The following is a 22,666-nucleotide window of genomic DNA, read 5'->3' as shown; positions in this document are numbered from 1 at the left end:
ATCGGATTACTCCGCTGCGATGGCCGGATTGGCCTTTGAATTTGGTTTGGGCTTTGCGCCGTGTTCGTATTCCTCAAGAAAGTCGAGAACGTCTTGGCGGTACTTGTAATAATCTGGGTGCTCTAACAGCGCCTTGCGGGTACGTGGGCGGGGCAAATCGACGTCGACAATCTTGCCGATTGTCGCCTGTGGCCCGTTGGTCATCATCACCACGCGATCCGCCAGCAGAATGGCCTCGTCCACGTCATGGGTCACACAGATCGCCGTAACTTTGGTGCGGCTCCACACCTCCATCAGAACTTCTTGCAGCTCCCAGCGTGTTAGGCTGTCGAGCATGCCAAAAGGCTCATCCAAAAGCAGAAGCTTGGGCGAAAGCGCAAAGGCCCGCGCAATGCCAACGCGCTGCTGCATGCCGTTCGACATCTCGGAAGCTGGCTTGTCCATTGCATCCGCTAGGCCGACGCGCTCAAGGTAGTATTCGATGACGTCTTGGCGCTCTGGCCGCGACGAGTTGGGGTAGACCTTGTCCACACCGATGGCGACGTTTTCCTTGGCTGACAGCCAGGGGAACAGGTTCGGCGATTGGAACACAACCGCGCGCTCGGGGTCGGCACCCTCGACGTGGCGACCATCAAGTTTGATCGCCCCTTTGGAGATTTCATTGAGACCCGCCGCCATTGTCAAAACGGTCGACTTGCCGCAGCCAGAGTGCCCAATCAACGAGATGAACTCGCCGCGGTCAATCTTGAGGTCGAAGTCCTCAACAACCGTCAACGGGCCCTTGGGGGTGGGGTAGATTTTGTGCAGTTGGCTAAAGTCCAAGAAGCGATTGTCGATCAACCCTTTCTGCGCATCCTTCACCGCCGCCGGCACCCCGTGGATCGGAGTGACATCCGGCAGCTTGCGCGCGCCTTCAACCTTCGACTTAATGCCCACATCCATCAGATATTTAGTGACATCGGCCCGCAAGGTTTTGAACGCATCGTTGGAGTTCATTTCCATCCGGTCACGTGGACGCGGGATGGAGACTTTGAATTCTTCGCCCAAGGTCCCGTCAGGGTTCAACGCAATGATGCGATCCGCCAGAATGATTGCTTCGTCCACGTCATTGGTGATCAGAACGCATGTCTTCTTGTCTTGATCCCAAATTTGTTCGATCTCATCCGCCAAGTTGGCACGCGTCAGCGCATCAAGCGCAGACAACGGCTCGTCAAGCAGCAACATCTCGGGGCTCATGGCCAAGGCGCGTGCCACGTTGACCCGTTGACGCATCCCGCCCGACAATTCGGCAGGGCGACGGTTCGCCGCGTGGCTTAGCCCAACCATGTTGACATAGTGGCTGACCTTATCGGCCTTCTCCGCCTTGGGCAGGCCCGGGAACACAGTGTCCACGGCCAGCCCGACGTTCCCATTCACCGTCAACCAAGGCATCAAGGAGTAGCTTTGAAAAATCACGCCGCGCTCTGGGCCTGGACCAGTGATTGGCTTGCCTTTGTAGGTGATCGACCCTTTGGACGGGCTTTCCAGCCCTGCCATCATGTTGATTAACGTCGTTTTACCCGAGCCGGAGAAGCCGAGGAGGACCAAGAACTCCCCCTCCTGCACATCAAGATTGATGTCTTTGAGCACATGGGCCGCATGGGTGCCAGTGCCAAAGGTCTGGCTCACATTTTCGAGTTTAAGAATGCTCATGTCACTCACCGGTTATTCGTGAAGGTAAACAGCGATTGCAAGGCGAACATCACGCGGTCCAGCAAGAAGCCGATCACCCCGATTGTCAGCACCGCCACCATGATTTTGGCCAGCGAGGAGGACGATCCGTTTTGGAACTCATCCCACACGAATTTGCCCAGACCCGGATTCTGCGCCAGCATCTCTGCCGCGATAAGAACCATCCAGCCGACACCCAACGACAGGCGCAACCCAGTGAAGATCAGCGGCAATGCGGAAGGCAAAACCAGCTTGGTGATCTTGGTGTAGGTGTTCATTTTGAGCACCTTGGAGACGTTCACCAAGTCCTTGTCGATGGACGCCACACCAAGGGATGTGTTGATCAATGTGGGCCAAAGCGAACACAGGGTCACGGTCACAGCCGAGATCACGAAGCTCTTGGCGAATAACCCGTCGTTGCTCGCTGCAAGCGCCGAGACGATCATGGTCACGATAGGCAACCAAGCCAGCGGCGAGACAGGTTTGAAAATTTGGATCAACGGGTTGAGTGCCGCGTTCGCAAATGGTGACAAACCAGCAGCGATCCCAAGCGGCACCGCCACCGCCGTGGCAATCAAGAAGCCGAAGAACACCGTGACGATCGAGGTCCAGATTTGTTGGTAATACGTCGGTGCACCCGTAAATGCGCGCTCTTTTGGTTCTTTGCCTTGAGCGATCAAGCGCTCGTTCAGCTGAGCAACCTTGGCCTCGAAGTCGGCGCGTTTAGCGCCTTTGGCCAATGCATCCTCATGCAGGTTAACGGCCTCGGCCCAAACCTGCGATGGCCCCGGAACTGCCCCAAGCGACGTTTGTACCTTTGGCGCCAATGTGCCCCACAACATCATAAATGCGATAATTGCCAGCAATGGAACAGCAAGCAGACGCCAGATTTCTTTCATCTGGGCGGCAGGGTTATCACCAGCGGCAACCCGCAAGATTGGCGTGATCCACGACAACCCCAGAACTTGGAACCATTTGTCCGCCGTGTTGATGCGGGTGAAAAGCCGGGCCTTGCTGGCTTCGCGCCGCTCGGTTTCGGAGAAATTTGGGTCGACCGTGGTCATGTGGACTGCCTTTGTTTTGAATGATGTTGGGCGAGGCCAATGGCCCCGCCCGAAGTCGTTAGCCTTTGACGTCTGAGCCGCTGACTGTCTGTTCGCCCTTCAAGCCGATGGGCAAGCTGTCGAGGTATGCGTTTGGCGTCTTACCGTCGTAAGCGATGCCATCGATGATATCTTCGCTAGGCGTTGGTGTTTTGTAGCCGTCGCTGTCCCAAGGGAAGTCGGCCTCATTTGCCAAGCCATCGTCCACGAGCATCCGAGCGGCCTTCAGATAGATCTCCGGCTTGTAAACGGACTTAGCGACCTCATCGTACCAGCTGTCCGATTTTGGCTCTGCGATCTGCCCCCAACGGCGCATTTGCGTCAGATACCAAACCGCGTCCGAGTAGAACGGGTAGGTCGCGTTGTGGCGGAAGAACACGTTGAAGTCGGGAATGTCGCGTTTGTCGCCCTTCTCGAATTCAAAGAAGCCTGTCATGGAGTTTGCGATCACTTCCGGATCCGCGCCGACGTACTCAGGACGGCTAAGGATCTCAACGGCCGCTGGACGGTTGGCGTTGTCATTTTCATCCAACCACATCGCAGCGCGGATCAGCGCCTTGGTCACAGCCAATGTGGTGTTCGGGTTCGCTTCAGTGAATTCCTGATTTAGGCCAAAAACCTTCTCAGGATTGTTCTTCCACAAGTCATAGTCGGTGATTACCGGCACGCCGATATCCTTGAACACCGCTTGTTGGTTCCAAGGCTCGCCTACGCTGTAACCGTGGATCGTACCAGCTTCCAAAGTCGCAGGCATTTGTGGGGGAGGTGTCACAGACAAGAACACATCCGCCGCAATCTGGCCGGTGATATTCTCTGGGCTGTAGTAACCTGGGTTGATGCCGCCAGCCGCAAGCCAGTAGCGCAACTCGTAGTTGTGCGTGGAGACCGGGAATACCATGCCCATGTTGAACGCTTCACCCTTAGCGTTGAAGTCTTCAATCGCTGGGACCAAGGCCTCGGCTGAGATCGGGTGCTGCGGGCGACCGTCTTCCATTTTCGGAACGTGCGGGCGCATCAAGTCCCACACTTCGTTGGACACTGTGATCGCGTTGCCGTTCAAGTCCATTGAGAAAGGAGTGACGATGTGCGCCTTCGTGCCGTACCCGATTGTCGCTGCCAAAGGCTGGCCCGCCAACATGTGAGCACCGTCCAACTGACCGCCGATTACGCCGTCTAGCAACACTTTCCAGTTCGCTTGCGATTCCAGTGTCACAAACAAGCCTTCATCCAGAAAATAACCTTGCTCGTATGCCACCGCGAGTGGCGCCATGTCGGTCAACTTAATGAAGCCGAATGTCAGCTCATCTTTTTCCAACTCCAGAAGGTCCGCAAAAGCTGGGCTGGAGAGTGCAGTGGTGATGGCTAGGCCAACGAGGAACTTTTTCATTCTTAGTCCTTTCGATTGCTCAGGCTTGGGAGGAGAAAGCCCGGGCGAAAACACAAAAAAGGTCGATCACTATCCACCGACGGATGTTCGGAGGAAAGCGAGCGACCTTGCTCATAAACATCCCAATCAGTGGGAAGAATGTTTGGAATGACCCACGCCATTGTGGGTACACCTTAGTGATGCTGCAACGCGGCAGCGAAGCAAAGCCAACACCCTTAAATCTCGTGAACGCGACACACTGATGCACATAAATTAGGCATCTATTTCGCGTCTGGGTCGAAAACCTGTGCATCGAAGAACTGATTAGGCAGCAAAGTAAGCCGTCCATCCGCAGATGCCACCGAGGTCTCCTGTAGAATCGCCCCTTCTACTTTTTCCGACGCACCGGGCATGTCACAGCCGATTGACCCAATATGCTGGCGATATAAGTCGGAGCGGAACACCTGCGCCGCTTGGGCACCAATTCCGTCCGATGTCAGACCGTGAGCTTGCGCGAGTTGAGCCGCGATCCATTTGGCCTGACTGCGCCAAGGGAACGTTGCAGCCCCTGCGTGGAACTCCACAAATCCGTCCACATGCCGCTGCTCGCCCTTCGCAGATACTGTCATGTGACCCGACAGCGCGCGATCTATCAACTCTGGTGACACATTGAGGTAGGCCTTTCGCGCCAACAAGTCGCTCGCCGTCGCTCGCACATCAGGATTAGACAACCACCGCCCAGCACGCCAAACGGCGCGCATCAACCGGCCCACCAAGTCCGGCTCGGTCTCAGCCCATTCGGTTCTGACCGCCAGTATTTTCTCAGGCGCGAAGTTCCAGATAGTACTTGTCGGAAGGATCAACGCACCCGCGCCGTTCTCAACAGCTACAGAGCCCCACGGCTCCCCCACACAAAACGCATCGACATCACCCGCCGCCAACGCATTCGCCATCAACGGCGGTGGAACAGTTCGGATCACTATACCGTCGGGGCCAAGACCCGTTGCATTGCTCCAATATCGCAACAGCTCCACATGCATGGAAAACGGGAACGGGACGCCAAACACAATGGGACCGTCTCGAACCTGCCCCAATGCGTGTGCGGCCTTTTTAGGATCAGCAAAATCAAAGTCATATCCTATGGCCCGTAGTCGATCCTCAATCGGCTTACCCACACCGATAACGTTGCCATTCACCGACAGCACGGACACTGCGGACAAGGATGTGGTCACACCCCCCAGCCCCATCGCCATTGCCACCGCTACAGGGGACAACATATGTGCGGCATCCACGCGGCCAAACGCCAACATATCGCGCACGGAAGACCAAGACGGGGCCGCCACCAGATCAAGCGCTATACCTTCGGCTTTGGCAAAACCCATTTCTTGCGCAATTATTAAAGGAGCCGCGTCTACAAGCGGCATATAAGCGACGGGAACCGTAACCAACGTCATCCAAGCAACCCTGCGGCAGTTACCAACGACTCCGCCACATCAGCGACCCGCCGTCCTTGATCCATCGCGGTCTTTCGCAAAAGCGCGTAGGCCGCATCCTCTTCAATACCTTTGACTTTCATCAACATACCCTTGGCGCGATCAATGACTTTGCGCTCTTCAAGGGCGCGCCGTGTTTCGGCCAACTCGCTGCGCATTTGCCTGATCATAGTAAACCGCGCGATGGCCGTGTCGATGATAGGGCTCACCCGTTCAGGAGACAGGCCATCCACGACATATGCCGAAACACCTGCCTCAATGGCCGTTTGCGCCAACTCACCGGCGGCGCCTGATACGAACATGGCAACAGGGCGCTCCAATGGGCCGGAGGCCAGCGTCAGCTCCTCCATTAAGTCGCGGGTTGGATAGTCGATGTCGATCAATACAATGTCAGGCGCATGAACGGCGATTTGGCGGGCAAGGCCGCTGGTGTTACCAACTACATATACATCGCATTCCGACGCGTCTTTCAACGCATCCACGATGGCCAACGCCCGATCGCGATCCTCTTCCACTACGACAATGCTCAAGGCTTTTCTCATCTTCGCCAGATGACCGATGCACCACAACGGCGCAAGTTTAAGCTTCCTTGGGTGTATTCGCAGCGGGCGTTGAACGACCATTTTTCATCGGGTGCCCATTAAATACCCAACTGCGCACAAAAACTCAGCTTCCGGTAAAGTTGCTGTCGCTAGAAATCGAACGGTTCATTGCACACATCTCATGAAAAAGTATCGAAAATGATCCAAATGCCGTTTATGCCACAAAAAGCGGTTTTTCTGCGATGTTCCATGTATTTGTACCTACCTAGGGTGGATACACATTCCGCCCGCAAGGGGCGCTGAAGAAAAGGAAGCCATCTTGGAGATATGGTCAGGCATAACGGAGGCATTTAGCCTGTTGCTGACGCTGGATGCCGATTTGGTCGAGATCACCCTCAGATCACTCCACGTGACATTAACCGCGCTGTTGATCGCATCTATAATAGCATTGCCCCTTGGCGCGCTCTTGGCCGTGCGTCGGTTCCGCGCAAGACGTATGACCATTGCCATCCTCAACGCCCTGATGGGATTGCCACCGGTCGTGGTGGGCTTGCTGGTCTACGTAATGTTGAGCCGCTCAGGACCTTTTGGGGTTCTAGGATTACTGTTCACCCCCACGGCGATGATCATCGCGCAAGTGATTATCATCGTGCCTTTGATAGCCTCCATAGCGCATCAAGCCTTGCGCGAACTTTGGTCCGATTATCATGACTTGTTAATATCGATGAACACCACACAACTTCAGCGCATAAAGGCGCTTTTGTGGGATGGGCGCCGGCCGCTGCTAACTGCTTCATTGGCAGGGTTCGGACGTGCTATTGGCGAAGTTGGTGCGATCATGATCGTAGGCGGCAACATCGATCACCACACCCGTGTCTTAACCACCGCCATCGCATTGGAAACCGGTAAAGGTGAATTTGCACTAGCCTTGGGGTTGGGCTTCGTCCTGATATTTGTGGCCATCGCGGTAAACCTCACGATCCACATGATCGGACGCACTGAACGAGGGGGACGCTGGTGAGCAATATATTCCCCGTAACACTTGAAGGCGCGCTTTTGCGTCAAAAAAGTAAGGTGCTCGTCGGGCCTATCAATCTGACCTTGCAGACCAAAGGTGTCACGGTGGTCATTGGTCCCAATGGTGCGGGAAAAACTTCCCTTTTGCGTATGATGCATGGAATTGCGCGATTGAGCAGCGGTACCATTACATGGGCCTGCCCGTCCAAAGACGCGCGGGCGCATCAGGCGTTCGTCTTTCAGCAACCTATCATGATGCGCCGCTCTGTGTTGGGCAACTTGGCTTACCCGCTACGTCTTTCTGGCATTCCTCGCGCGCAAGCCCAAGACCGCGCCGAACACGCCGCAATCGAAGTCGGCTTAGGTGACATGTTGCAGCGCCCAGCGCCATTTCTGTCCGGCGGGGAGCAACAAAAACTTGCTCTGGCCCGCGCCTTGATCACCTCACCGGAACTCCTGTTCCTAGATGAGCCTTCCGCGTCTTTGGATGGCCAAGCAACTCGTGAGATAGAGGAGATATTGACCAAGGCAGCAGTAGGTGGCACGCGCTTGATCATGTCCACTCACGACATGGGCCAAGCTCGGCGATTAGCAACAGAGGTTGTGTTTTTGCTCAAGGGCAGCGTTCATGAACACTGCTCTGCTGAGAACTTTTTTGGCGGGGAGGCCAGCTCTCAAGGGCAGGCGTTTTTGAACGGAGATATAGTCGAATGATACGCACCGTTTTAGGCGCTTTAGGGATGCTGTTAATGGCAAGTGCGGCCCCAGCTGAAGACATGAAGCTGGCGGTCACCACCTCATTCCACAACTCCGGTTTGGCAGACATTTTACTGCCTCAGATCAAAGCCGATACAGAGATCGACGTTCAACTTCTGGTCGTTGGTACTGGGCAGGCAATCAAGTTGGCGGAAGCGGGTGACGTTGATGCCATTCTAGTGCACTCTCGTACCGCTGAGGACAAGCTGGTGGCCGATGGCTTCAGCACTCATCGGCGCGAGATCATGTACAACGACTTTGTCTATATCGGCCCCAACGCTGACCCGGCCAAATTGGCGGGCGGAAGTAGTGCAATCGACGCAATGAGGCTTATCGAGGCGATCCAAGCCCCGTTTGTCAGCCGAGGTGACGACAGCGGTACCCACAAAAAGGAACTTAGCCTTTGGGCCGAAGCCAAGCTTACCCCCGAAGGCCGCTGGTATAATGCCGTTGGAGCGGGAATGGGCGCGGCATTGAACACGGCCGCTGGCTTAAACGCCTACATCATTGCAGACCGTGCCAGTTGGTTAAACTTTGGCAACAAGGGCGATTTGGCGTTATTGTTTTCGGGTGATCCAGCCTTGTTCAATCAATATGCCTATCTTCCAGTCAGCCCATCAAAGCACGACCACGTTAAGGCTCAATTGGCTGAAAAGTTAGAAGCTTGGCTCACTTCACCCACCGCTTCGAAGCTGATTAACGGATACAAAATCAATGGCGAAGCACTATTCGTGTTTAACGCTCGATAACTTCGCTTAATCCGCAAGTGACATCAGTGCATAGGTAATTTGAGCTGTTGTGAAGTTGGAGACGGTGCTGCTTGTGTTAGGTGCTAGCTCAACGACATCACACCCAACAAGCCTGCGCCCAGCAAGCGCGTGGCGTACCAAGCTCAAGGCTTGATAATACCCCAAACCACCCGGCACCGGTGTGCCCGTCGCAGGTAGGATCGACGGGTCCAACCCGTCCACATCGAAGCTGACATAGACATCTTGGGGGAAGTCTTCTGGCAGATCGACGGCTTGGATGTTCTCAGTCACCAGCTGTTCTGCATCGCGAAAGAAAACACCGAAATCGGCCCTTCGCTGAACCTCCTCGGCGCAAAGGGCGCGGACGCCGAACTGCGCAATCACCACGCCCTCCTCTTCGGCTAGCAATTGCATGACTGAGGCGTGGGAATGCCGCTCACCTTGGTAGGCGCGTCGCAAATCCGCGTGCGCGTCGATCTGCACAATCCCAACTGGCCTTCCCAAGGCGCGCGCCACCCCAACCACGGCACCATAGCTCAACCCATGCTCACCGCCCAAGGTGACGGGAATGGCGCCAGAGGCGACGGCGGCCTCGGTGCGGGTTGCAATCGCTTCCATCACATCCGGCAAAGCGCCAGAGCAATCAACTGCGGCTTCGGTAGCTATCCCCTTGGCACATGGCTCACTATCGCGGAACAACCGCTCGAGCTCTACGCTTGCGTCTAGTATCGCCTCTGGGCCACCCGAAGTGCCTGCCCCGTAGGACACCGTGCGCTCCAACGGGACTGGGATGACGCGAAACCTTGCTGTCTCATAGTCGCGTTCTTCTTGGGAGAGTTCGCCTTCAAGAAAATACGTCATGACAGCCTGCCCAGAAAGTCGTCGTAAGAGAATTCGCGGATCAATTGCAGATCATCCGTGCCGGAGTTCCACACCGCAATGGCGGGGAGTGGGACGCCGTTGAAGGTGTTGGTTTTCACCATCGAGTAATGCGCCTGATCCAAAAAGGCGATGCGTTGGCCCGCCTGCAATGGCGCGGGCGTGGTATAGTCGCCGATCACGTCACCGGCCAAACAAGATGGCCCGCCCAAACGGGTCGTGATGCCGCTCTCCACTTCGCCCAACAGTTCGGGCCGGTATGGGGCCTCCAGCACGTCGGGCATATGACATGTGGCCGAAATATCGGTGATCGCCAGAGGCATATCATTATGGGTCATATCCAGAACCTCACCGACCAGAATGCCCGCGTGTAATGCGCACGCCTCGCCCGGTTCCAGATAGACCTCGACGTCGTATTTATCCTTGATTTGACGCACCAGCGCCACCAATCCAGCGCGGTCGTAATCTGCCTTGGTAATGTGGTGCCCGCCCCCAAGGTTGAGCCATTTCATCTGCGGCAACCACGCGGAGATACGCGCCTCAATGGCCTGCCATGTGCGCAGCAATGGCGCAAAGCCCTGCTCGCAGAGGCTATGCATATGCAGCCCATCGATGCCCTCCAAATCAGCATCGGTGAGCTGGCTAATCGGCGTACCTAAGCGGGAGCATGGCGCGGCGGGGTCATATTTCGGGGTCCAGCCTTCGGAATGCTCAGGATTGATCCGCAACCCGACACTAACCTGCGCCCCGCGATCCCGTGCGCTTTGCACTTGGTTGGCAAAGCGCGTGACCTGCGTTGGCGTGTTGAAGATCAGGTGATCAGACAGATCGATGATCTCGTCCAACTCACCCGCCTTGAAGCCCGCGCTAAAGGTGGAGACCTCGCCTGCAAATTTTTCGCGCCCCAGCTTGGCCTCGTAAAGCCCCGAGGCGCAGGTACCGAACAGGTATTTATCCACCAAAGGCGCCAAGGAGAACATCGAGAACGCTTTCAACGCTAGCAAGACCCGCCCGCCGGATTGATCCGCCACCTCACGCAGGATTTGCAAATTGCGCTCAATCGCCACCTCATCCACGACGAAGCAAGGCGACGGAACCCGATCAAGGTCAAATCGCGCAAAACTGTCGCGGGAGAGGCGTTCGATATCGTTCATTAGAACTCTGGGTGCCCGTCAAGTTCCACAACCTGCCAAGGCAAGCCGTTGGTGTTGAGCATGTCCATGAAGCCGTCGGGGTTGAGCTGCTCGGTGTTCCACACGCCCGGTTCCAGCCATTTTCCCTGCATCATCATCGCCGCACCAATCATCGCCGGCACACCCGTGGTGTAGGCCACGGCTTGGCTGCCAACCTCGGCGAAGCATTCCTCGTGATCGCAGATGTTGTAGATGTAATAGGTCTTCTCACCCTCACCTGTGGGGCCAGTGATGATGTCACCGATGCAGGTCTTTCCCTTGGTCAAGGCACCCAACTCACTTGGATCAGGCAGCACCGCCTTGAGGAACTGCAGCGGGATGATCTCCTTGCCCTCATAGATCACCGGATCAATGCGCGTCATCCCGATGTTTTGCAGCACAGTGACGTGGTTGATGTAGGCGTCGCCGAAGGTCATCCAGAACCGCGCGCGCTCAATCTCGGTGAAGTGGGTTTTAAGGCTTTCCAACTCCTCGTGGTACATCAGGTACATGTTCTTCTCGCCCACGGCGGGGAAATCGAAGGCGACCTTGTGAGACATAGCGGGCGTCTCGACCCATGCGCCCTGCTCCCAGTGGCGCGCAACTGCGGTGACTTCGCGGATGTTAATCTCGGGGTTGAAGTTGGTCGCAAAGGCCTTGCCGTTGTCGCCGCCATTGCAGTCCAACACGTCGATCAGGCGGATGCCGTCCAGCTTGTGCTTGCGTATCCATGTCGCAAAGATCGAGGTCACGCCTGGGTCAAACCCAGACCCCAGAACGGCGGTCAAACCGGCCTTCTCAAAGCGTTCTTGGTAGGCCCATTGCCAGTGGTATTCGAACTTGGCGGTGTCTTCGGGTTCGTAATTGGCAGTATCGAGGTAATGCACCCCGGCCTCCAAACAGGCATCCATCAAGGCCAAATCTTGATAGGGCAGTGCCAAATTCACGACCAACTCCGCCCCCGTTTCCTTGATCAGCGCCGCGGTCGCAGCCACATCCATCGCGTCAATCTGGCGGGTCGTAATCTCGACGCCCGTGCGCTTTTTGACGTTGGCCGCGATCTCGTCGCATTTGGACAGGGTCCGGCTGGCCAGCGTGATGTGCTTAAAAATTTCGGGGTGCATCGCCATCTTGACGACGGCCACGGCGCCTACGCCGCCTGCCCCCACAACCAATACGTTATCCATTGCGTGATCCTTCTGAAGAGCCCACTTGGCCTGAATCAAAGTAAGTCGAGCCAGCCAAGCTGTTTTTATATGCAGCAATCATCGAGCGTCGTTCCTGCGCGTTCACCCGCCCTGCCTTCACCGCCCGCTCCACTGTTTTACGGAAGGTTACGAGGCAATCATTGGGGTCATATTCTACGTAAGACAACACTTGCGCGATTGTGTCACCCTCGGTCTCATTCTCGATGTCAAAACCACCCGTGTCATCAAGCGATATAGTCACCACGTTTGGGTCACCAAAGAGGTTGTGCAAATCGCCCAATGTTTCTTGGTAGGCCCCGACAAAGAACACGCCAATGTAGTAATCTTCGCCGTCTTTTAAAGCATGTACGGGCAAGGCGTCGGCCACCCCGTCAGCCACCACAAACTTGTCGACCTTACCGTCGCTGTCACAGGTAATGTCCGACAATACCGCTTGCCGCGTCGGGCGTTCATTCAAGCGTTGAAGCGGCATTATGGGATGCAGTTGATCAATCGCCCAGACATCCGGCAAGGATTGGAACAACGAGAAGTTCCCATGATAGTAATCAACAAAACCCGCGAGTTGCTCATCAATCTGGCCTGCGTGCTCCGGCTTTTGTGCCTCGTTTTTGAACCGCGACAGAAGGTACAAGAAGCCCTGCTCCGCCCGTGCCAGAAGTGGCAATGCGATCTGGCCACGCCGGAACAAGGCACGGATTTCATCACGGTAGTAAATCGCGTCGTTGAAGGCTTCTTGCAGGCGGTTGCCCACGATGTAGGTCTCGACTGCCAGAAGGTCGGTTAGAAGGTGATGATCGTCCGGATCAACCTGCGGTTTCTCGGATTTATCGTAAAGCGTCGCATCAAGAATGTTGAACACAAAGATTGCAGATTGGGCGACGATGAAACGACCACTTTCCGTCACGATTGTCGGGTGATCGACCCCCGCTTCGTCCATCGCGTAACCCACGGTTTCAACCAGATTGGCGCAATATTCATTGACCGTATAGTTGACCGAATTGTCATCAATCCGTCGCTCACCAGTGTAATCGACCCCCAGACCGCCGCCCAAGTCCAGAAATTGCAACGGCGCACCTAAGCGCCGCAGTTCCGTGTAGAAACGGCAGGCTTCCGTTGTCGCGCGGCGCACGTCCATAATGTTGGGAACTTGCGAGCCAACATGCGTGTGCTGCAACATAAGGCAATCCATCATTCCAGTTTCTGACAGGCGCGTTTGCAGTTGAAGCAAGTCAAGCGCGCCAAGCCCAAACACCGAGCGGTCCCCCGAGGACGCCTGCCATTTGCCCGTCACCGTCTCAGTCAGCTTGATGCGCACACCAAGGATCGGCCGCACATCCAAATCTTGCGAGATGCGGTGCACGATTTCGAACTCGGCCAGACTTTCCAACACGATGACCGTATTGAAGCCCAGTTTCTGGGACAGGATCGCAAGATGCACAAATGCCGCGTCCTTTGCCCCGTTGCAGATCAATAATGCCTCGGGCGACATGGATTGCGCCAGCGCGATCAACAGTTCCGGTTTCGACCCCACTTCTAAGCCGAAATGATAGGGTTTACCCGCCTCAGACAGGCGCTCAATCACTTCTGATTGCTGGTTCACCTTGATAGGGAACACCCCGCGGTAGTCACCTTTGTATTTGGTGTCCTTGAAGGCGGCCGCAAAGGCATCATGCAGCCGCGCCAACGAGCGGTCTAAGAACGGTTGCACCCGCAACATAATCGGCGCGGAGATGCCCCGCTGGGTTAACGCGTCCATGATGGCAGGTAAGGAAACGGGCGGCGTATCGCCGGTAGGATTGCAAAGCGATAAATCTCCACCAGCCTCGACCGACAACAGATCATCGGCCCAGCGCTCCAGACCATAGAGGCCCGCAAAAAGTTCATCAGAACCCGCTGTTGCAGCGTCATTGAGAGTGCTCGAATTCAAGGAAGGAGTATTCACGTACCGCTCCAATTAAGTTTGCGGCCGGGGTAGCTTGTTCGGAGTTGAATCCAAGGTGGCCTGCCGTGCGTCTAATTTCGGGATAAGGCGCAATTTTCGCAGATGCAATACTTGATATTCATTGCTGGTCTTGGCTCAGTATCCGGATAAATCTTGTGCGTACTCATGATAGATTGTCGGGTTGAATATGGAATTCACCTTTAAGTCACGCTTAGGCAGCAGATCAGATGGAAATACGCGCGCCGCTGCGAAGACCTCGGGCGTCAGGAAACGCAGGTCATTTGGCAAGGTGGATAATTCGCCAGAGTCTTTTTTGCCCGCTAACGTGTAGCCCCAAACGCCAAAAGACGGGATTGATACGTTGTAATTAACCACCTGCGGGAAAATTTCGTTCAGCGTCTCGGTGATCGTCCAATAGGTATGGGGCGAGAAGAAGGGCGAGCTGCTTTGCGTGACCAAAACGCCGTCATCAGCCAAAACGCTTTGCACCATGGCGTAGAACTCAACCGAATAGAGCTTCGATAAGACTTCACTATGAGGGTCGGGGAAATCGATGATCACCGTGTCATAGGTTTGATCTGTCTTGCTTACATAATTGAAGGCGTCGCCGTTGATCACGTTTAGCGCCGAAGCTTGCATGCTCCCGCCATTCAGCGCCACCATGGGGGCGAAATCACTGCCTAGGTCTGTCATCGCGGGGTCAAGGTCGACCAAGTCAATCCGCTCGACGCTTGGATGCTTAAGGACTTCACGCACGGCCAACCCATCGCCGCCACCTAATAGCAGAACGCTCTTTGGCGCGTGATTTCCCCACACCATTGCGGGATGCACCAAGGCCTCGTGATAGCGGTATTCATCCGCCTCGGCGAACTGCAAGTGGCCGTCGATGAATAGGCGAACGTCATTCTTCTGCCACGTATTCGTGACCACCAAAGACTGATACTGCGACTGTTTTTTCCACACCACCCGATCAAAATACAGATGATCTTGCGCGTAGCCCGTGATCCGCCCCGCCAGCAACGTAAGCGCAAACAAAAGCACGATCGTGGCCACACACATTGCTAGCATTTTGCGGGGCTCGTCCAATTGATCGCGCAGCCAAAGGACGCTGAGCAATGCCACCGCAGCGTTGGTTAACCCGATGGCAAAAGACGCCGTGATCAGACCAAGCGATGGCAAAAGCAGGATGGGAAATAGAACCGAGCCCAGCAATGCCCCGATGTAGTCCAGTGACAAGACGTCAGATATCGACTCCCGCGCCGAATTACGATCCGACAGCACCCGCATCAGCAACGGAATTTCAAGGCCGACAAGAAAGCCGATGGCCGAGATGAACGTGAACATCCCAACCGTGTAGAACCACGGCGCATAGGGAAAGAGCATGAACAACGAGATGCTGCAAAGCCCACCGATCAGAGCCAGTATCAACTCCACCCACACAAATATTTGGATCAGGTTGCCGTTTAGAAAACGGGAGGCATAGGACCCCACGCCCATTGCGAACATGAAAAACCCGATGGTCAGCGAGAATTGGTATACCGAATTACCTAGCAGGTAGCTGGAAACCGTCCCAATAATCAGCTCGTACACAATCCCACAAAGCGCGACGACAAGGATTGTCCCCAACAGCACCATTGCCTGTTTTCGCGGTAGGTCCGCGTAATTATGCGTTGTCATTCTTTCGCCCGTCCCAATGAATAAGAGCCCGAAGCATGAAGCTGCGGGCCCTCATAATTTTATAGCTTTATGGCTTACTTACCAGCGCGAAGACCGCCCGAACGCGAACTGCTTGGTGCCTTGTAGTTGCTGCGCGGTGAAACGTTGCGGTTACTGAAGCTAGACTTGGAGATGCCTGCGGAACGCTGACGACCCAACATGTTGCCGATCAAAGCACCTGCGATGAAGCCCGCACCGGAGAAACGAAGGCCGGAGGAGTTCCCAGCCACGTCGGTGGCGATCAGGCGGTTGTTCTCCTCGTCGATCTCAACAGTGAACAATTCACCTTCTCCGCTGTCTTGCGCGCCATTGGAGTTCGCATCTGCAAAGCCCAGAAACTTGCCGTCAGATTGGATGTCCAAACCCATTGTCTCGTCGTAAAACTTCGGGTCGCTGTTCAAGATTTGAGCGTAGAATTGACGAAACTCTTCGATCTGAGTGTCAGTCGCTTCAGTCACCTTGTTTTCTTCAAGATAGCCCTGGTAGCTGCCGATTGCATATTCGGTCCGATCCAGTACCTGTCCTAGATCCGCTGTTTGCTCAGAGCTTGAGCCAAAGAATGAGAAGGCAGCAAAGCCGAGCACCGCAATAATTGCGTACATTTTTAGTTTAGCGAACATAACGTTTTCCTTTAGTGTTCAAATCAGTTGTTTGGAGAGGCGACCCACCAATCTTGCGATTGATTGGGGCCATAATAGTCTTGAAGGCTGCCAATTTTAGCGAGCCCATGATTGGTTAGCCCATCGGCATTCGCCGCGGACAGGTCTTGGGGAATGGCCAGAACCGCCATCCGGTTTCCACGCTCCCACGCGGTAGCTAATGTGGCATCCACATTGGCAAGCCCCGTCGGAATTTCTTCCCATTGTAGCCCTGCGACATCTTCAGTCTCAGCAGCGGTTTCAACGGCGGCCAACGCTAAGCCATCTCGTTCCGTTGCAGGCTCTTCTTCGCTCTTGGGCGCTTCTGGGTTATCTAGTCCGAAGATGATCTTCGCCTCACCCACAGCGTGGTAATCTGGGATGGTCAGCTCAACCTTCGCGCCAAATTCCTCATAGAGGCGGTGCGCATTCGCATAGATTTTCTTGCCATCTTCTTCGTAGTCACTGGTCTCAATGAAAATCTTACGAACACCATGCTTGGAGAGCATCCCCAACATGTCATTCAACATCTGCCCACCGTATCCTTGCCCCATGTAGGCTTCGTCCAAATACGTCCAGCTAAGCCACGCAAGATCCGGAACCATATCGTCTTGGCCAAATCCAGTGACGCCCAAGACTTCGCCCTTTTCCACGAGGACGAACATGTTCTCGTAGCCAGTGTTGACGAAAGTGCGGTCCGCTTCGGCCGCGTCATCTTCATCAGTTTGTTCAATGATTTCGATGGCCCGTGATACGTGCTTCCACTCCATCGGTTTTAGCTGCGCGCCCTTTGAGCCAAATAGTGAACTAAACATCGCAAACCCTCCTCCGGCTAGGACGCCGCCCAGATGCGAGAACACCGCGACATCTTTGAGCAAAAACAAATACTCGGCTATGATCACGGCTACGATCAGCGCAATGTTCAACATCCTGTGCGCCGCGTTGCTCAGCATTGCGAATGCCGCAATCCCGTATGCGACGCCCGACAGCCCAACAAACCCCGGGCCACTCAGGACCAGCTCCGCAGTCAGGCCCAAAGCGGCGCTGAGTAAGACCAAGTTGATCGTCCGCAGTGGTCCCAAAATGGGTTCGGTCACGTAACCGCCAAGTAACAGCACAAAGCAGTTCATGGCTAAATGCGAGGCGTTTCCATGCTGAAACAAGCCTAGCCCCAGTTGCAAGATGCTTTGAAAATCGGACACTTTTGTGGCGGGACCCAACACAGCATAGACGCCTGTCGCTATGAGTATGAGGCTTAAGGTAACTGGGCCAAGCCGCGCGATCTGCATCAAGTATCACAACGCACCTACGGGGGCCGATGCACGGGTTCCGCGCTCAATCAATTGCACCTCGGACTGCGCCGGTTGGAAGTAGCGCTGCAATACTGCAAGGCTTAACCGAGGGTCCGCATCACCACACATGAAGATATCGATCGCGGCGTGTTGATGCTCTGGCCACGTGTGGATTGAGATGTGGGATTCCGCAAGAATCGCCACGCCCGTGAACCCAGCGCCCACGCCAAAGTCGTGCATCTCGATCCCCAAAAGGGTAGCTCCACCTTCTTTGGCAGCTTGTGCAAAAACCGCTTCGGCAGGCTTGTGATCGATTAGATGGCTCGCGCCATAAAAGTCAGCGATCAAATGCTTGCCCAAAACGGGGAATGGAGCACTAATATTCAAAACTACTAAAGCCTTTTTTCGCAACGCTAAACCGCGCCACGCCTGCGAGACAAGCTCATCAATAGAACCTAGCTCATGATTAGTAACAATATGGTGATATTGCAACTAAAGACCTTTGCTACATCCAAAAATCTACATGCCTGCCTCAGCCTTCTTGAAAGCAGTTCTTCTGAGGTTTTGGCATAATTCACCAACCATATTGGGCGCTGCAATTCAGTGTTTTTAAAGGTCTTCGACGGATGACAAGACGGGTTGCGTACAAGCTACATGACTAAAAACAGGATACAATAATGAACATCAAACTTTTGGCTGTGATCGGTACACTTGGCGCGCTTTCTCTTTCTAGCTTTGCATCGGCTCAACAAGGCGGTGGGAATCCACCTGAACCCCCATTCGCTAAGATCGCACAGGAGCTCAGCGTTTCGGAAGATGCAGTTAAAACGTGCTTCCCCAAGCCATCAGGCCGCGATCAAAAAGGGGGCCACCCTGCACGACCCGACATGTCCAAGGTAATGCCATGCCTGCAAAAGTCCAATGCGTCCTTGACCCAAGATCAGGTCAACAAAGTGATGGAAGCCAACCGCCCACAACGCGGCGGAAATTAGGGCAAATCACCCGCCATAGTAGTAGCGGGTGACATGAAAAAACACTGGGGCCGCAAACACCACCGAGTCGAGCTGATCCACAAAGCCACCTTGCCCAGGGATCAGGTGGCCCCAGTTTTTAATCCCACGATCCGATTTGATCGCTGCCATCACCAAAGACCCACCGACCCCAACCATATATGCCATCACCGCCATCGCAATTGACGCCACAGGTGAGAACGGAGTCATCCATGTCAGCAGCAGCCCCAAGCCCGCAGCCATTGCCGCACCACACGCTATGCCTTCACGAGTTTTCGGGGACACAGCTGGCGCGACCTTACGCTTACCGATGCGGCGGCCTGCGAAATATTCCATCAGATCGCTCATTTGAATAACGAAGACCAAATAAGCGATAAGCAATGGCGCACGATCCCCGTAATTAGGGATGTCGAGCGTGACGAGGGCCGGAATATAGCTTGCACAAAAGACGCAGACCATCAGGCCCCACTGGGTTTCGGATATGCGGGCCAGAACGTTTTTATTCGAACCCTTGCCACCTCGAAGCACACTCAGAATTGGCAGAAACAAGAAAGCGTATACTGGGATCAGGGTGGAGAATAGCCCAACCTCGCCCCACCAGATGAATACATATTGCAGCGGCAAGATGATGTAGAAGCTGGCAACCAATGCCCAGTGGTCTGCGTTAGTTTTTGTCGTCAGCGTCAAGAACTCTCGAAGTGCCGCGAGGGAACAGAATGCGAAAAGCGTTATGATCCCAATCGGCCCCACAAGAAGCGCAATTGAAAACAAGAACACCATTCCCCACCAGCTATGGACCCTTGTTAGGTAGGTCTCGACGGTCAGGGTCGCGTTTGTCTTGTGAAGGCGAGAGCGAAGAAATTCCCCAATCAGGGTCGCGACGACCAACAGGCCGCAACAAGCTGCCATGAGCAGCAACAGGTCAGAGTGTGTTTGCGTCATCTCCATTATGCTTGCCCCCGTGTCGGGATCAAATCCAACAATGCATCAGAGGCGCGGGTTAAGAATACGTCCTTCTCCTCCGCCTCGCGAATATGGATCGGTGCCCCGAAAGTAACAGTACATGCGAGTGGCACAGGGATGACCTCTCCTGTTGGCATGATGTGCGCAATATTGTCGATCCAGCAGGGAACCAGATCAATTTCGGGGCGTTGTTGCGCAAGGTTGAAAAGGCCTGCTTTGAACGGCATCAACGGCTCTTCGGTGCGATTGCGGCCACCTTCGGGGAATATGATAATCGAGGAGCCTTCGTCTAAGGCCTCGACGATTTTTGCAATTGGGTCATCCGTGCGATACTCCGCACGGCGATCGATCAAGACCCCATGGAAGACGTCCCGCCCGATGAACGCTCTCAGCTTGTTCTTCAGCCAGTAATCCGCAGCAGCCACTGCGCGCGTCTCACGCCTGATGGCGGCAGGCAGGACGGTCCATATAAGAGGCAAGTCAGCGTTAGACGAATGGTTTGCATAATAGATGCGCTGACGGACAACCGGCTCAATCCCGCGCCAATCGGCACGGGCTGCGGTGATCAGGTGACCAATGAAGATAAGGAGTTGTCCAACGATGGTTGCAGCGAAACGGCGCATTCTGGCTCTCTTTTGTTTGTTCCACCCAAGGGACAGGTTTTATAAGCGTTAATCAAGTGAAACCGCGCCCCCGGGGAGGAGGGCGCGGTAACTGCTTCCGAGGGATCAAGCTGCTTTGTCTACGGTGACAAAGTCCTCCAGCAGTTTTTCGTTTTGAGCGCGTTCGATCTGTTGAATGCGATCCTCGCTAATGCGCTCATCAAAACGGTACTTCACGAAATTCACCAAGCTAAGCGAAAGCATCAGCACACCAATGCCCCAGAAACCCTTGGTTGACAGTGGCACGTCAGGAGACATGTAGAGCGACAGGGCCAGCATGCCGTAGGCGACGAAAACGCCAGCAAGGTTAACCATCATGATCAGGGTATTGTCGGATTTAATTGCATTGTTCATTGTCTTGTTCCTTTTCAAAAAGTCTTAAGCTGTGTGTTCAATTTCTGATTGGATTACTTGGACTTCAGACGCTTCAGTACGTCCGCACCTGTAGCTCGTGTGGCGTCACCATATCCCGCATCGGACATTCGATCGGCGAGCGTTTCGTGACTTAAGTCGCGATCGATGTCAGCAAGGATTTCGGCCTGCTCAAACGGGTCGTCTTTTTTCAAGACCCCGGCAATAAGCTCCTCAGCATCTGCCACACTGGATTGCCCTTGAAGGGTCGTGTTCAGTTTCGCTTGAACGTTTTGTTCATACCGTACGGCCTTGGCAGTGATCGCCCCCTGCTTGAGATCAATGATGCGACGGTTGCAGGTTTCAATACTCTGACGCAAACGCATGATCCTTTGATCCAACCGGTCAAGGGTCTGGCGACGCCCTACTAGTTCATTTTCCAGTTGAGCAATGGCGTTGGCGGCTTCTGTCGCCATGACTTCATTGCCGTCATCCAATGCACTGGTGGCACGTTTGGTCAGATCAGCAACACGATTTTCTATGGTTTTGACCTGTCGGTCCTCACCACGGTGACGCTGGATCAAACTAGCTAACGTCGCCTTAGCAGCTGTGAGGCTATTGGTGGCTTCGCGGATCTTTTGTTCTATCAATTCGATGGCGTAGACGTCGCGGACCTTTTCTTCGGCACGGGCGTTTGCTCCGGTCACTAGGGTTTTCAAAGTCAAAAACATCTTGGTCTCTCCTACATGGTGACGCTTCCTGAACGTCGTTCATGAACTCAAGATACCGATTTATGAACACCGTTCAAGAAATAATTTGAACGGTGTTCACTTTTCTGACGGAGTAGAGGTTAAGTGACTGAAAACAAGGGTAATCATATGTTCCAATTTATCGGCAGGGACCGCTGAAATTCGCTTTTCCAAGCCTAAAAGAACGATTCCATGTACCGCTGAGAACAACCCACGGGTCATAAGTTCCACATCTTCAGCGGGCATATCAGGGAAGATTCGCCTAAGTGGATCGGCGATGAGGGTGAACAGTTTTTGCAGCTCCTCTAGATACCAATTCGGAACTGCCCCTTCAGTTGAAACCTCAAGATCAAACAAAGTTCTCCACGCAGGCGTATTGTCACGTGCGAAGTGAAGATAGGCATGCGACATCGCGATCATGGTGTGAACCGGATGACCTGGAGGTTGCGCCTCTACTGCAGCAGATACCTGCGTGCCAACACGCTTAAACGTGCGCGCGTTCACAGCCATGATCAGGTCATTCATGTCGCCAAATACGTTATAAATCGCACCGACTGCACAACCGGCCTCCTTGGCCAAATCTCGCGCTCGTATATCTGCGATGCCACCCGACTTAATCCGCACCTCTGCGAAGTCGATGAGTTTTGCGCGTAAATCATCGCGCTTCTTTTGAACTTTGCCTGCCATTCGGCCCCCTTGAACTACGTTCATGATTAACGAATGCATTTCAGGAAGCAAAGCCCTTGCCTTTAGTCGCAGGCTTTCGCAATAAGACATTAGCGGTCCCGTAGCTCAACTGGATAGAGCATCTGCCTTCTAAGCAGAGGGTTGGGGGTTCGAGTCCTCCCGGGATCGCCATACTCACCAAGTTTATTTCCACGAACGACACTGAGCCACTCAACCCAAGCAACGTGAAACTTAAGTCGGGTACATCTTAAATATGCTGCAAACGGGTCAAAGTAGAGAGAAGCGTTGCACCCTCCCCTTCTGATACTCAGCAAAAGTCAAAACAGATAAAATGCAAACAGATTGCGACAGAGTATTCACTAATCGTCTTCGCTCCCTATAGTCGGGTGATCGAACGAGAAAATGCGAAACACCTACGGAGGGAATCATGAAAGCACTTAAACTGGCTGTTATCGGCGGCGCGTTGAGCCTTACGGCATTACACGCATCTGCCGAGACGCTTCGCTGGGCGTCAACGACCGATCCGCAGACGATGGACCCGCATGCCGTAAGTTCCGCGCCTGTTCTTTCGTTTTTGAACAATATCTACGAAGGGCTGGTTCGCCGTGGCAAAGATATGTCAATCGAGCCGTCCTTGGCGACGTCATGGGAGCCGTTAGAA

General features: G+C 54.4%; 22 protein-coding genes, 1 tRNA gene and 1 pseudogene. 6 read left to right on the top strand and 18 right to left on the bottom strand.

Going from position 1 to position 22,666, the window contains the following annotated elements:
* Positions 1 to 6 precede the first annotated feature (6 nt).
* From ABJN86_RS15420 to ABJN86_RS15400, 5 genes are all read right to left on the bottom strand, one after another.
* Positions 7 to 1,692, bottom strand: coding sequence for an ABC transporter ATP-binding protein (locus ABJN86_RS15420; RefSeq protein ID WP_348363839.1), 1,686 nt, complete (start codon positions 1,690 to 1,692; stop codon positions 7 to 9).
* Positions 1,693 to 1,697: 5 nt separating this feature from the next.
* Complete coding sequence (locus ABJN86_RS15415) at positions 1,698 to 2,774, bottom strand: ABC transporter permease (RefSeq protein ID WP_348363837.1); 1,077 nt, start codon at positions 2,772 to 2,774, stop codon at positions 1,698 to 1,700.
* Between the two features lie 58 nt (positions 2,775 to 2,832).
* Positions 2,833 to 4,200, bottom strand: a complete 1,368-nt coding sequence (locus ABJN86_RS15410) for a CmpA/NrtA family ABC transporter substrate-binding protein (RefSeq protein ID WP_348363836.1) — start codon at positions 4,198 to 4,200, stop codon at positions 2,833 to 2,835.
* Positions 4,201 to 4,460: 260 nt separating this feature from the next.
* On the bottom strand, positions 4,461 to 5,633 hold the full coding sequence (locus tag ABJN86_RS15405) for an ABC transporter substrate-binding protein (RefSeq protein WP_348363834.1): 1,173 nt from the start codon (positions 5,631 to 5,633) through the stop codon (positions 4,461 to 4,463).
* Positions 5,630 to 6,214 (bottom strand): ANTAR domain-containing protein, encoded by a 585-nt coding sequence (locus tag ABJN86_RS15400; protein WP_348363832.1) that lies wholly within the window; start codon positions 6,212 to 6,214, stop codon positions 5,630 to 5,632. Before ABJN86_RS15400 ends, ABJN86_RS15405 begins: the two co-directional genes overlap by 4 nt.
* 316 nt (positions 6,215 to 6,530) lie before the next feature.
* On the opposite strand from ABJN86_RS15400, the gene ABJN86_RS15395 reads away from it, so the two are divergent.
* From ABJN86_RS15395 to ABJN86_RS15385, 3 genes are read left to right on the top strand one after another with little or no spacing between them, the layout of a single operon-like run.
* Positions 6,531 to 7,235, top strand: coding sequence for an ABC transporter permease (locus tag ABJN86_RS15395; RefSeq protein WP_348364015.1), 705 nt, complete (start codon positions 6,531 to 6,533; stop codon positions 7,233 to 7,235).
* Complete coding sequence (locus tag ABJN86_RS15390; RefSeq protein WP_348363830.1) at positions 7,232 to 7,945, top strand: ATP-binding cassette domain-containing protein; 714 nt, start codon at positions 7,232 to 7,234, stop codon at positions 7,943 to 7,945. Before ABJN86_RS15395 ends, ABJN86_RS15390 begins: the two co-directional genes overlap by 4 nt.
* Positions 7,942 to 8,736 (top strand): substrate-binding domain-containing protein, encoded by a 795-nt coding sequence (locus ABJN86_RS15385; protein WP_348363828.1) that lies wholly within the window; start codon positions 7,942 to 7,944, stop codon positions 8,734 to 8,736. Before ABJN86_RS15390 ends, ABJN86_RS15385 begins: the two co-directional genes overlap by 4 nt.
* Before the next feature lie 6 nt (positions 8,737 to 8,742).
* Here ABJN86_RS15385 and speB read toward each other — a convergent pair whose 3' ends face one another.
* The 8 genes from speB to speD all read right to left on the bottom strand — a co-directional run bounded on the left by speB (position 8,743) and on the right by speD (position 17,970).
* Entirely contained in the window at positions 8,743 to 9,597 is an 855-nt protein-coding gene (gene speB, locus ABJN86_RS15380; RefSeq protein WP_348363827.1) for an agmatinase, read from the bottom strand.
* On the bottom strand, positions 9,594 to 10,769 hold the full coding sequence (nspC, locus tag ABJN86_RS15375; protein WP_348363825.1) for a carboxynorspermidine decarboxylase: 1,176 nt from the start codon (positions 10,767 to 10,769) through the stop codon (positions 9,594 to 9,596). Before nspC ends, speB begins: the two co-directional genes overlap by 4 nt.
* Positions 10,769 to 11,974 (bottom strand): saccharopine dehydrogenase family protein, encoded by a 1,206-nt coding sequence (locus ABJN86_RS15370; RefSeq protein ID WP_348363823.1) that lies wholly within the window; start codon positions 11,972 to 11,974, stop codon positions 10,769 to 10,771. Before ABJN86_RS15370 ends, nspC begins: the two co-directional genes overlap by 1 nt.
* A complete protein-coding gene (speA, locus tag ABJN86_RS15365) occupies positions 11,967 to 13,937 on the bottom strand; it encodes a biosynthetic arginine decarboxylase (RefSeq protein WP_348363821.1) in 1,971 nt (656 codons plus the stop codon). The genes ABJN86_RS15370 and speA overlap by 8 nt, the downstream gene beginning before the upstream one ends.
* Before the next feature lie 135 nt (positions 13,938 to 14,072).
* On the bottom strand, positions 14,073 to 15,614 hold the full coding sequence (locus tag ABJN86_RS15360) for a polyamine aminopropyltransferase (RefSeq protein ID WP_348363819.1): 1,542 nt from the start codon (positions 15,612 to 15,614) through the stop codon (positions 14,073 to 14,075).
* A 74-nt stretch (positions 15,615 to 15,688) separates the two neighbouring features.
* Positions 15,689 to 16,273 carry a hypothetical protein gene (locus ABJN86_RS15355; protein ID WP_348363818.1) on the bottom strand — a complete coding sequence of 195 codons (585 nt, stop codon included), beginning with the start codon at positions 16,271 to 16,273 and terminating at the stop codon, positions 15,689 to 15,691.
* Between the two features lie 23 nt (positions 16,274 to 16,296).
* Positions 16,297 to 17,580: a rhomboid family intramembrane serine protease gene (locus ABJN86_RS15350; protein WP_348363817.1), complete on the bottom strand. Its 1,284-nt coding sequence runs from the start codon at positions 17,578 to 17,580 to the stop codon at positions 16,297 to 16,299.
* A gap of 6 nt (positions 17,581 to 17,586) precedes the next feature.
* Positions 17,587 to 17,970, bottom strand: coding sequence for an adenosylmethionine decarboxylase (speD, locus tag ABJN86_RS15345; protein WP_348363815.1), 384 nt, complete (start codon positions 17,968 to 17,970; stop codon positions 17,587 to 17,589).
* Positions 17,971 to 18,260: 290 nt separating this feature from the next.
* Here speD and ABJN86_RS15340 point away from each other — a divergent pair, with 290 nt between their 5' ends.
* The gene (locus ABJN86_RS15340) at positions 18,261 to 18,575 is read left to right on the top strand and encodes a hypothetical protein (RefSeq protein ID WP_348363813.1); all 315 of its coding nucleotides are present in this window, start codon (positions 18,261 to 18,263) and stop codon (positions 18,573 to 18,575) included.
* A gap of 6 nt (positions 18,576 to 18,581) precedes the next feature.
* Here ABJN86_RS15340 and ABJN86_RS15335 read toward each other — a convergent pair whose 3' ends face one another.
* The 5 genes from ABJN86_RS15335 to ABJN86_RS15315 all read right to left on the bottom strand — a co-directional run bounded on the left by ABJN86_RS15335 (position 18,582) and on the right by ABJN86_RS15315 (position 22,005).
* Positions 18,582 to 19,535: a phosphatidate cytidylyltransferase gene (locus ABJN86_RS15335; protein ID WP_348363811.1), complete on the bottom strand. Its 954-nt coding sequence runs from the start codon at positions 19,533 to 19,535 to the stop codon at positions 18,582 to 18,584.
* Positions 19,536 to 19,540: 5 nt separating this feature from the next.
* Positions 19,541 to 20,179, bottom strand: coding sequence for a lysophospholipid acyltransferase family protein (locus ABJN86_RS15330; RefSeq protein ID WP_348363809.1), 639 nt, complete (start codon positions 20,177 to 20,179; stop codon positions 19,541 to 19,543).
* A 105-nt stretch (positions 20,180 to 20,284) separates the two neighbouring features.
* Positions 20,285 to 20,572, bottom strand: coding sequence for a hypothetical protein (locus tag ABJN86_RS15325; protein WP_348363807.1), 288 nt, complete (start codon positions 20,570 to 20,572; stop codon positions 20,285 to 20,287).
* 53 nt (positions 20,573 to 20,625) lie between these two features.
* Positions 20,626 to 21,300, bottom strand: a complete 675-nt coding sequence (locus ABJN86_RS15320; protein WP_348363806.1) for a PspA/IM30 family protein — start codon at positions 21,298 to 21,300, stop codon at positions 20,626 to 20,628.
* A 96-nt stretch (positions 21,301 to 21,396) separates the two neighbouring features.
* Positions 21,397 to 22,005: a TetR/AcrR family transcriptional regulator gene (locus ABJN86_RS15315; protein ID WP_348363804.1), complete on the bottom strand. Its 609-nt coding sequence runs from the start codon at positions 22,003 to 22,005 to the stop codon at positions 21,397 to 21,399.
* Between the two features lie 94 nt (positions 22,006 to 22,099).
* Between ABJN86_RS15315 and ABJN86_RS15310 the strand changes: the two genes are divergently transcribed.
* Positions 22,100 to 22,176 (top strand) — tRNA-Arg (locus ABJN86_RS15310).
* Between the two features lie 256 nt (positions 22,177 to 22,432).
* Positions 22,433 to 22,666, top strand: a pseudogene (locus tag ABJN86_RS15305) (ABC transporter substrate-binding protein); the annotation flags it as partial.

Source organism: Litoreibacter sp. (genome assembly GCF_039974535.1).
GTDB lineage: Bacteria > Pseudomonadota > Alphaproteobacteria > Rhodobacterales > Rhodobacteraceae > Litoreibacter.
The sequence above is the reverse complement of the archived record's forward strand: the minus strand, read 5'-3'. Positions and strand labels throughout refer to the sequence as shown.

Bases quoted from the DNA above. Each gene is read 5' to 3' on its own strand.
- ABJN86_RS15410 (WP_348363836.1), bottom strand. From the start codon at position 4,200: ATGAAAAAGTTCCTCGTTGGCCTAGCCATCACCACTGCACTCTCCAGC.
- nspC (WP_348363825.1), bottom strand. From the start codon at position 10,769: ATGAACGATATCGAACGCCTCTCCCGCGACAGTTTTGCGCGATTTGAC.
- ABJN86_RS15415 (WP_348363837.1), bottom strand. From the start codon at position 2,774: ATGACCACGGTCGACCCAAATTTCTCCGAAACCGAGCGGCGCGAAGCC.
- ABJN86_RS15315 (WP_348363804.1), bottom strand. From the start codon at position 22,005: ATGGCAGGCAAAGTTCAAAAGAAGCGCGATGATTTACGCGCAAAACTC.
- ABJN86_RS15370 (WP_348363823.1), bottom strand. From the start codon at position 11,974: ATGGATAACGTATTGGTTGTGGGGGCAGGCGGCGTAGGCGCCGTGGCC.
- ABJN86_RS15320 (WP_348363806.1), bottom strand. From the start codon at position 21,300: ATGTTTTTGACTTTGAAAACCCTAGTGACCGGAGCAAACGCCCGTGCC.
- ABJN86_RS15405 (WP_348363834.1), bottom strand. From the start codon at position 5,633: ATGACGTTGGTTACGGTTCCCGTCGCTTATATGCCGCTTGTAGACGCG.
- ABJN86_RS15350 (WP_348363817.1), bottom strand. From the start codon at position 17,580: ATGCAGATCGCGCGGCTTGGCCCAGTTACCTTAAGCCTCATACTCATA.
- ABJN86_RS15400 (WP_348363832.1), bottom strand. From the start codon at position 6,214: ATGAGAAAAGCCTTGAGCATTGTCGTAGTGGAAGAGGATCGCGATCGG.
- ABJN86_RS15335 (WP_348363811.1), bottom strand. From the start codon at position 19,535: ATGACGCAAACACACTCTGACCTGTTGCTGCTCATGGCAGCTTGTTGC.
- ABJN86_RS15325 (WP_348363807.1), bottom strand. From the start codon at position 20,572: ATGAACAATGCAATTAAATCCGACAATACCCTGATCATGATGGTTAAC.
- speB (WP_348363827.1), bottom strand. From the start codon at position 9,597: ATGACGTATTTTCTTGAAGGCGAACTCTCCCAAGAAGAACGCGACTAT.
- ABJN86_RS15340 (WP_348363813.1), top strand. From the start codon at position 18,261: ATGAACATCAAACTTTTGGCTGTGATCGGTACACTTGGCGCGCTTTCT.
- ABJN86_RS15420 (WP_348363839.1), bottom strand. From the start codon at position 1,692: ATGAGCATTCTTAAACTCGAAAATGTGAGCCAGACCTTTGGCACTGGC.
- ABJN86_RS15360 (WP_348363819.1), bottom strand. From the start codon at position 15,614: ATGACAACGCATAATTACGCGGACCTACCGCGAAAACAGGCAATGGTG.
- ABJN86_RS15355 (WP_348363818.1), bottom strand. From the start codon at position 16,273: ATGTTCGCTAAACTAAAAATGTACGCAATTATTGCGGTGCTCGGCTTT.
- ABJN86_RS15330 (WP_348363809.1), bottom strand. From the start codon at position 20,179: ATGCGCCGTTTCGCTGCAACCATCGTTGGACAACTCCTTATCTTCATT.
- ABJN86_RS15385 (WP_348363828.1), top strand. From the start codon at position 7,942: ATGATACGCACCGTTTTAGGCGCTTTAGGGATGCTGTTAATGGCAAGT.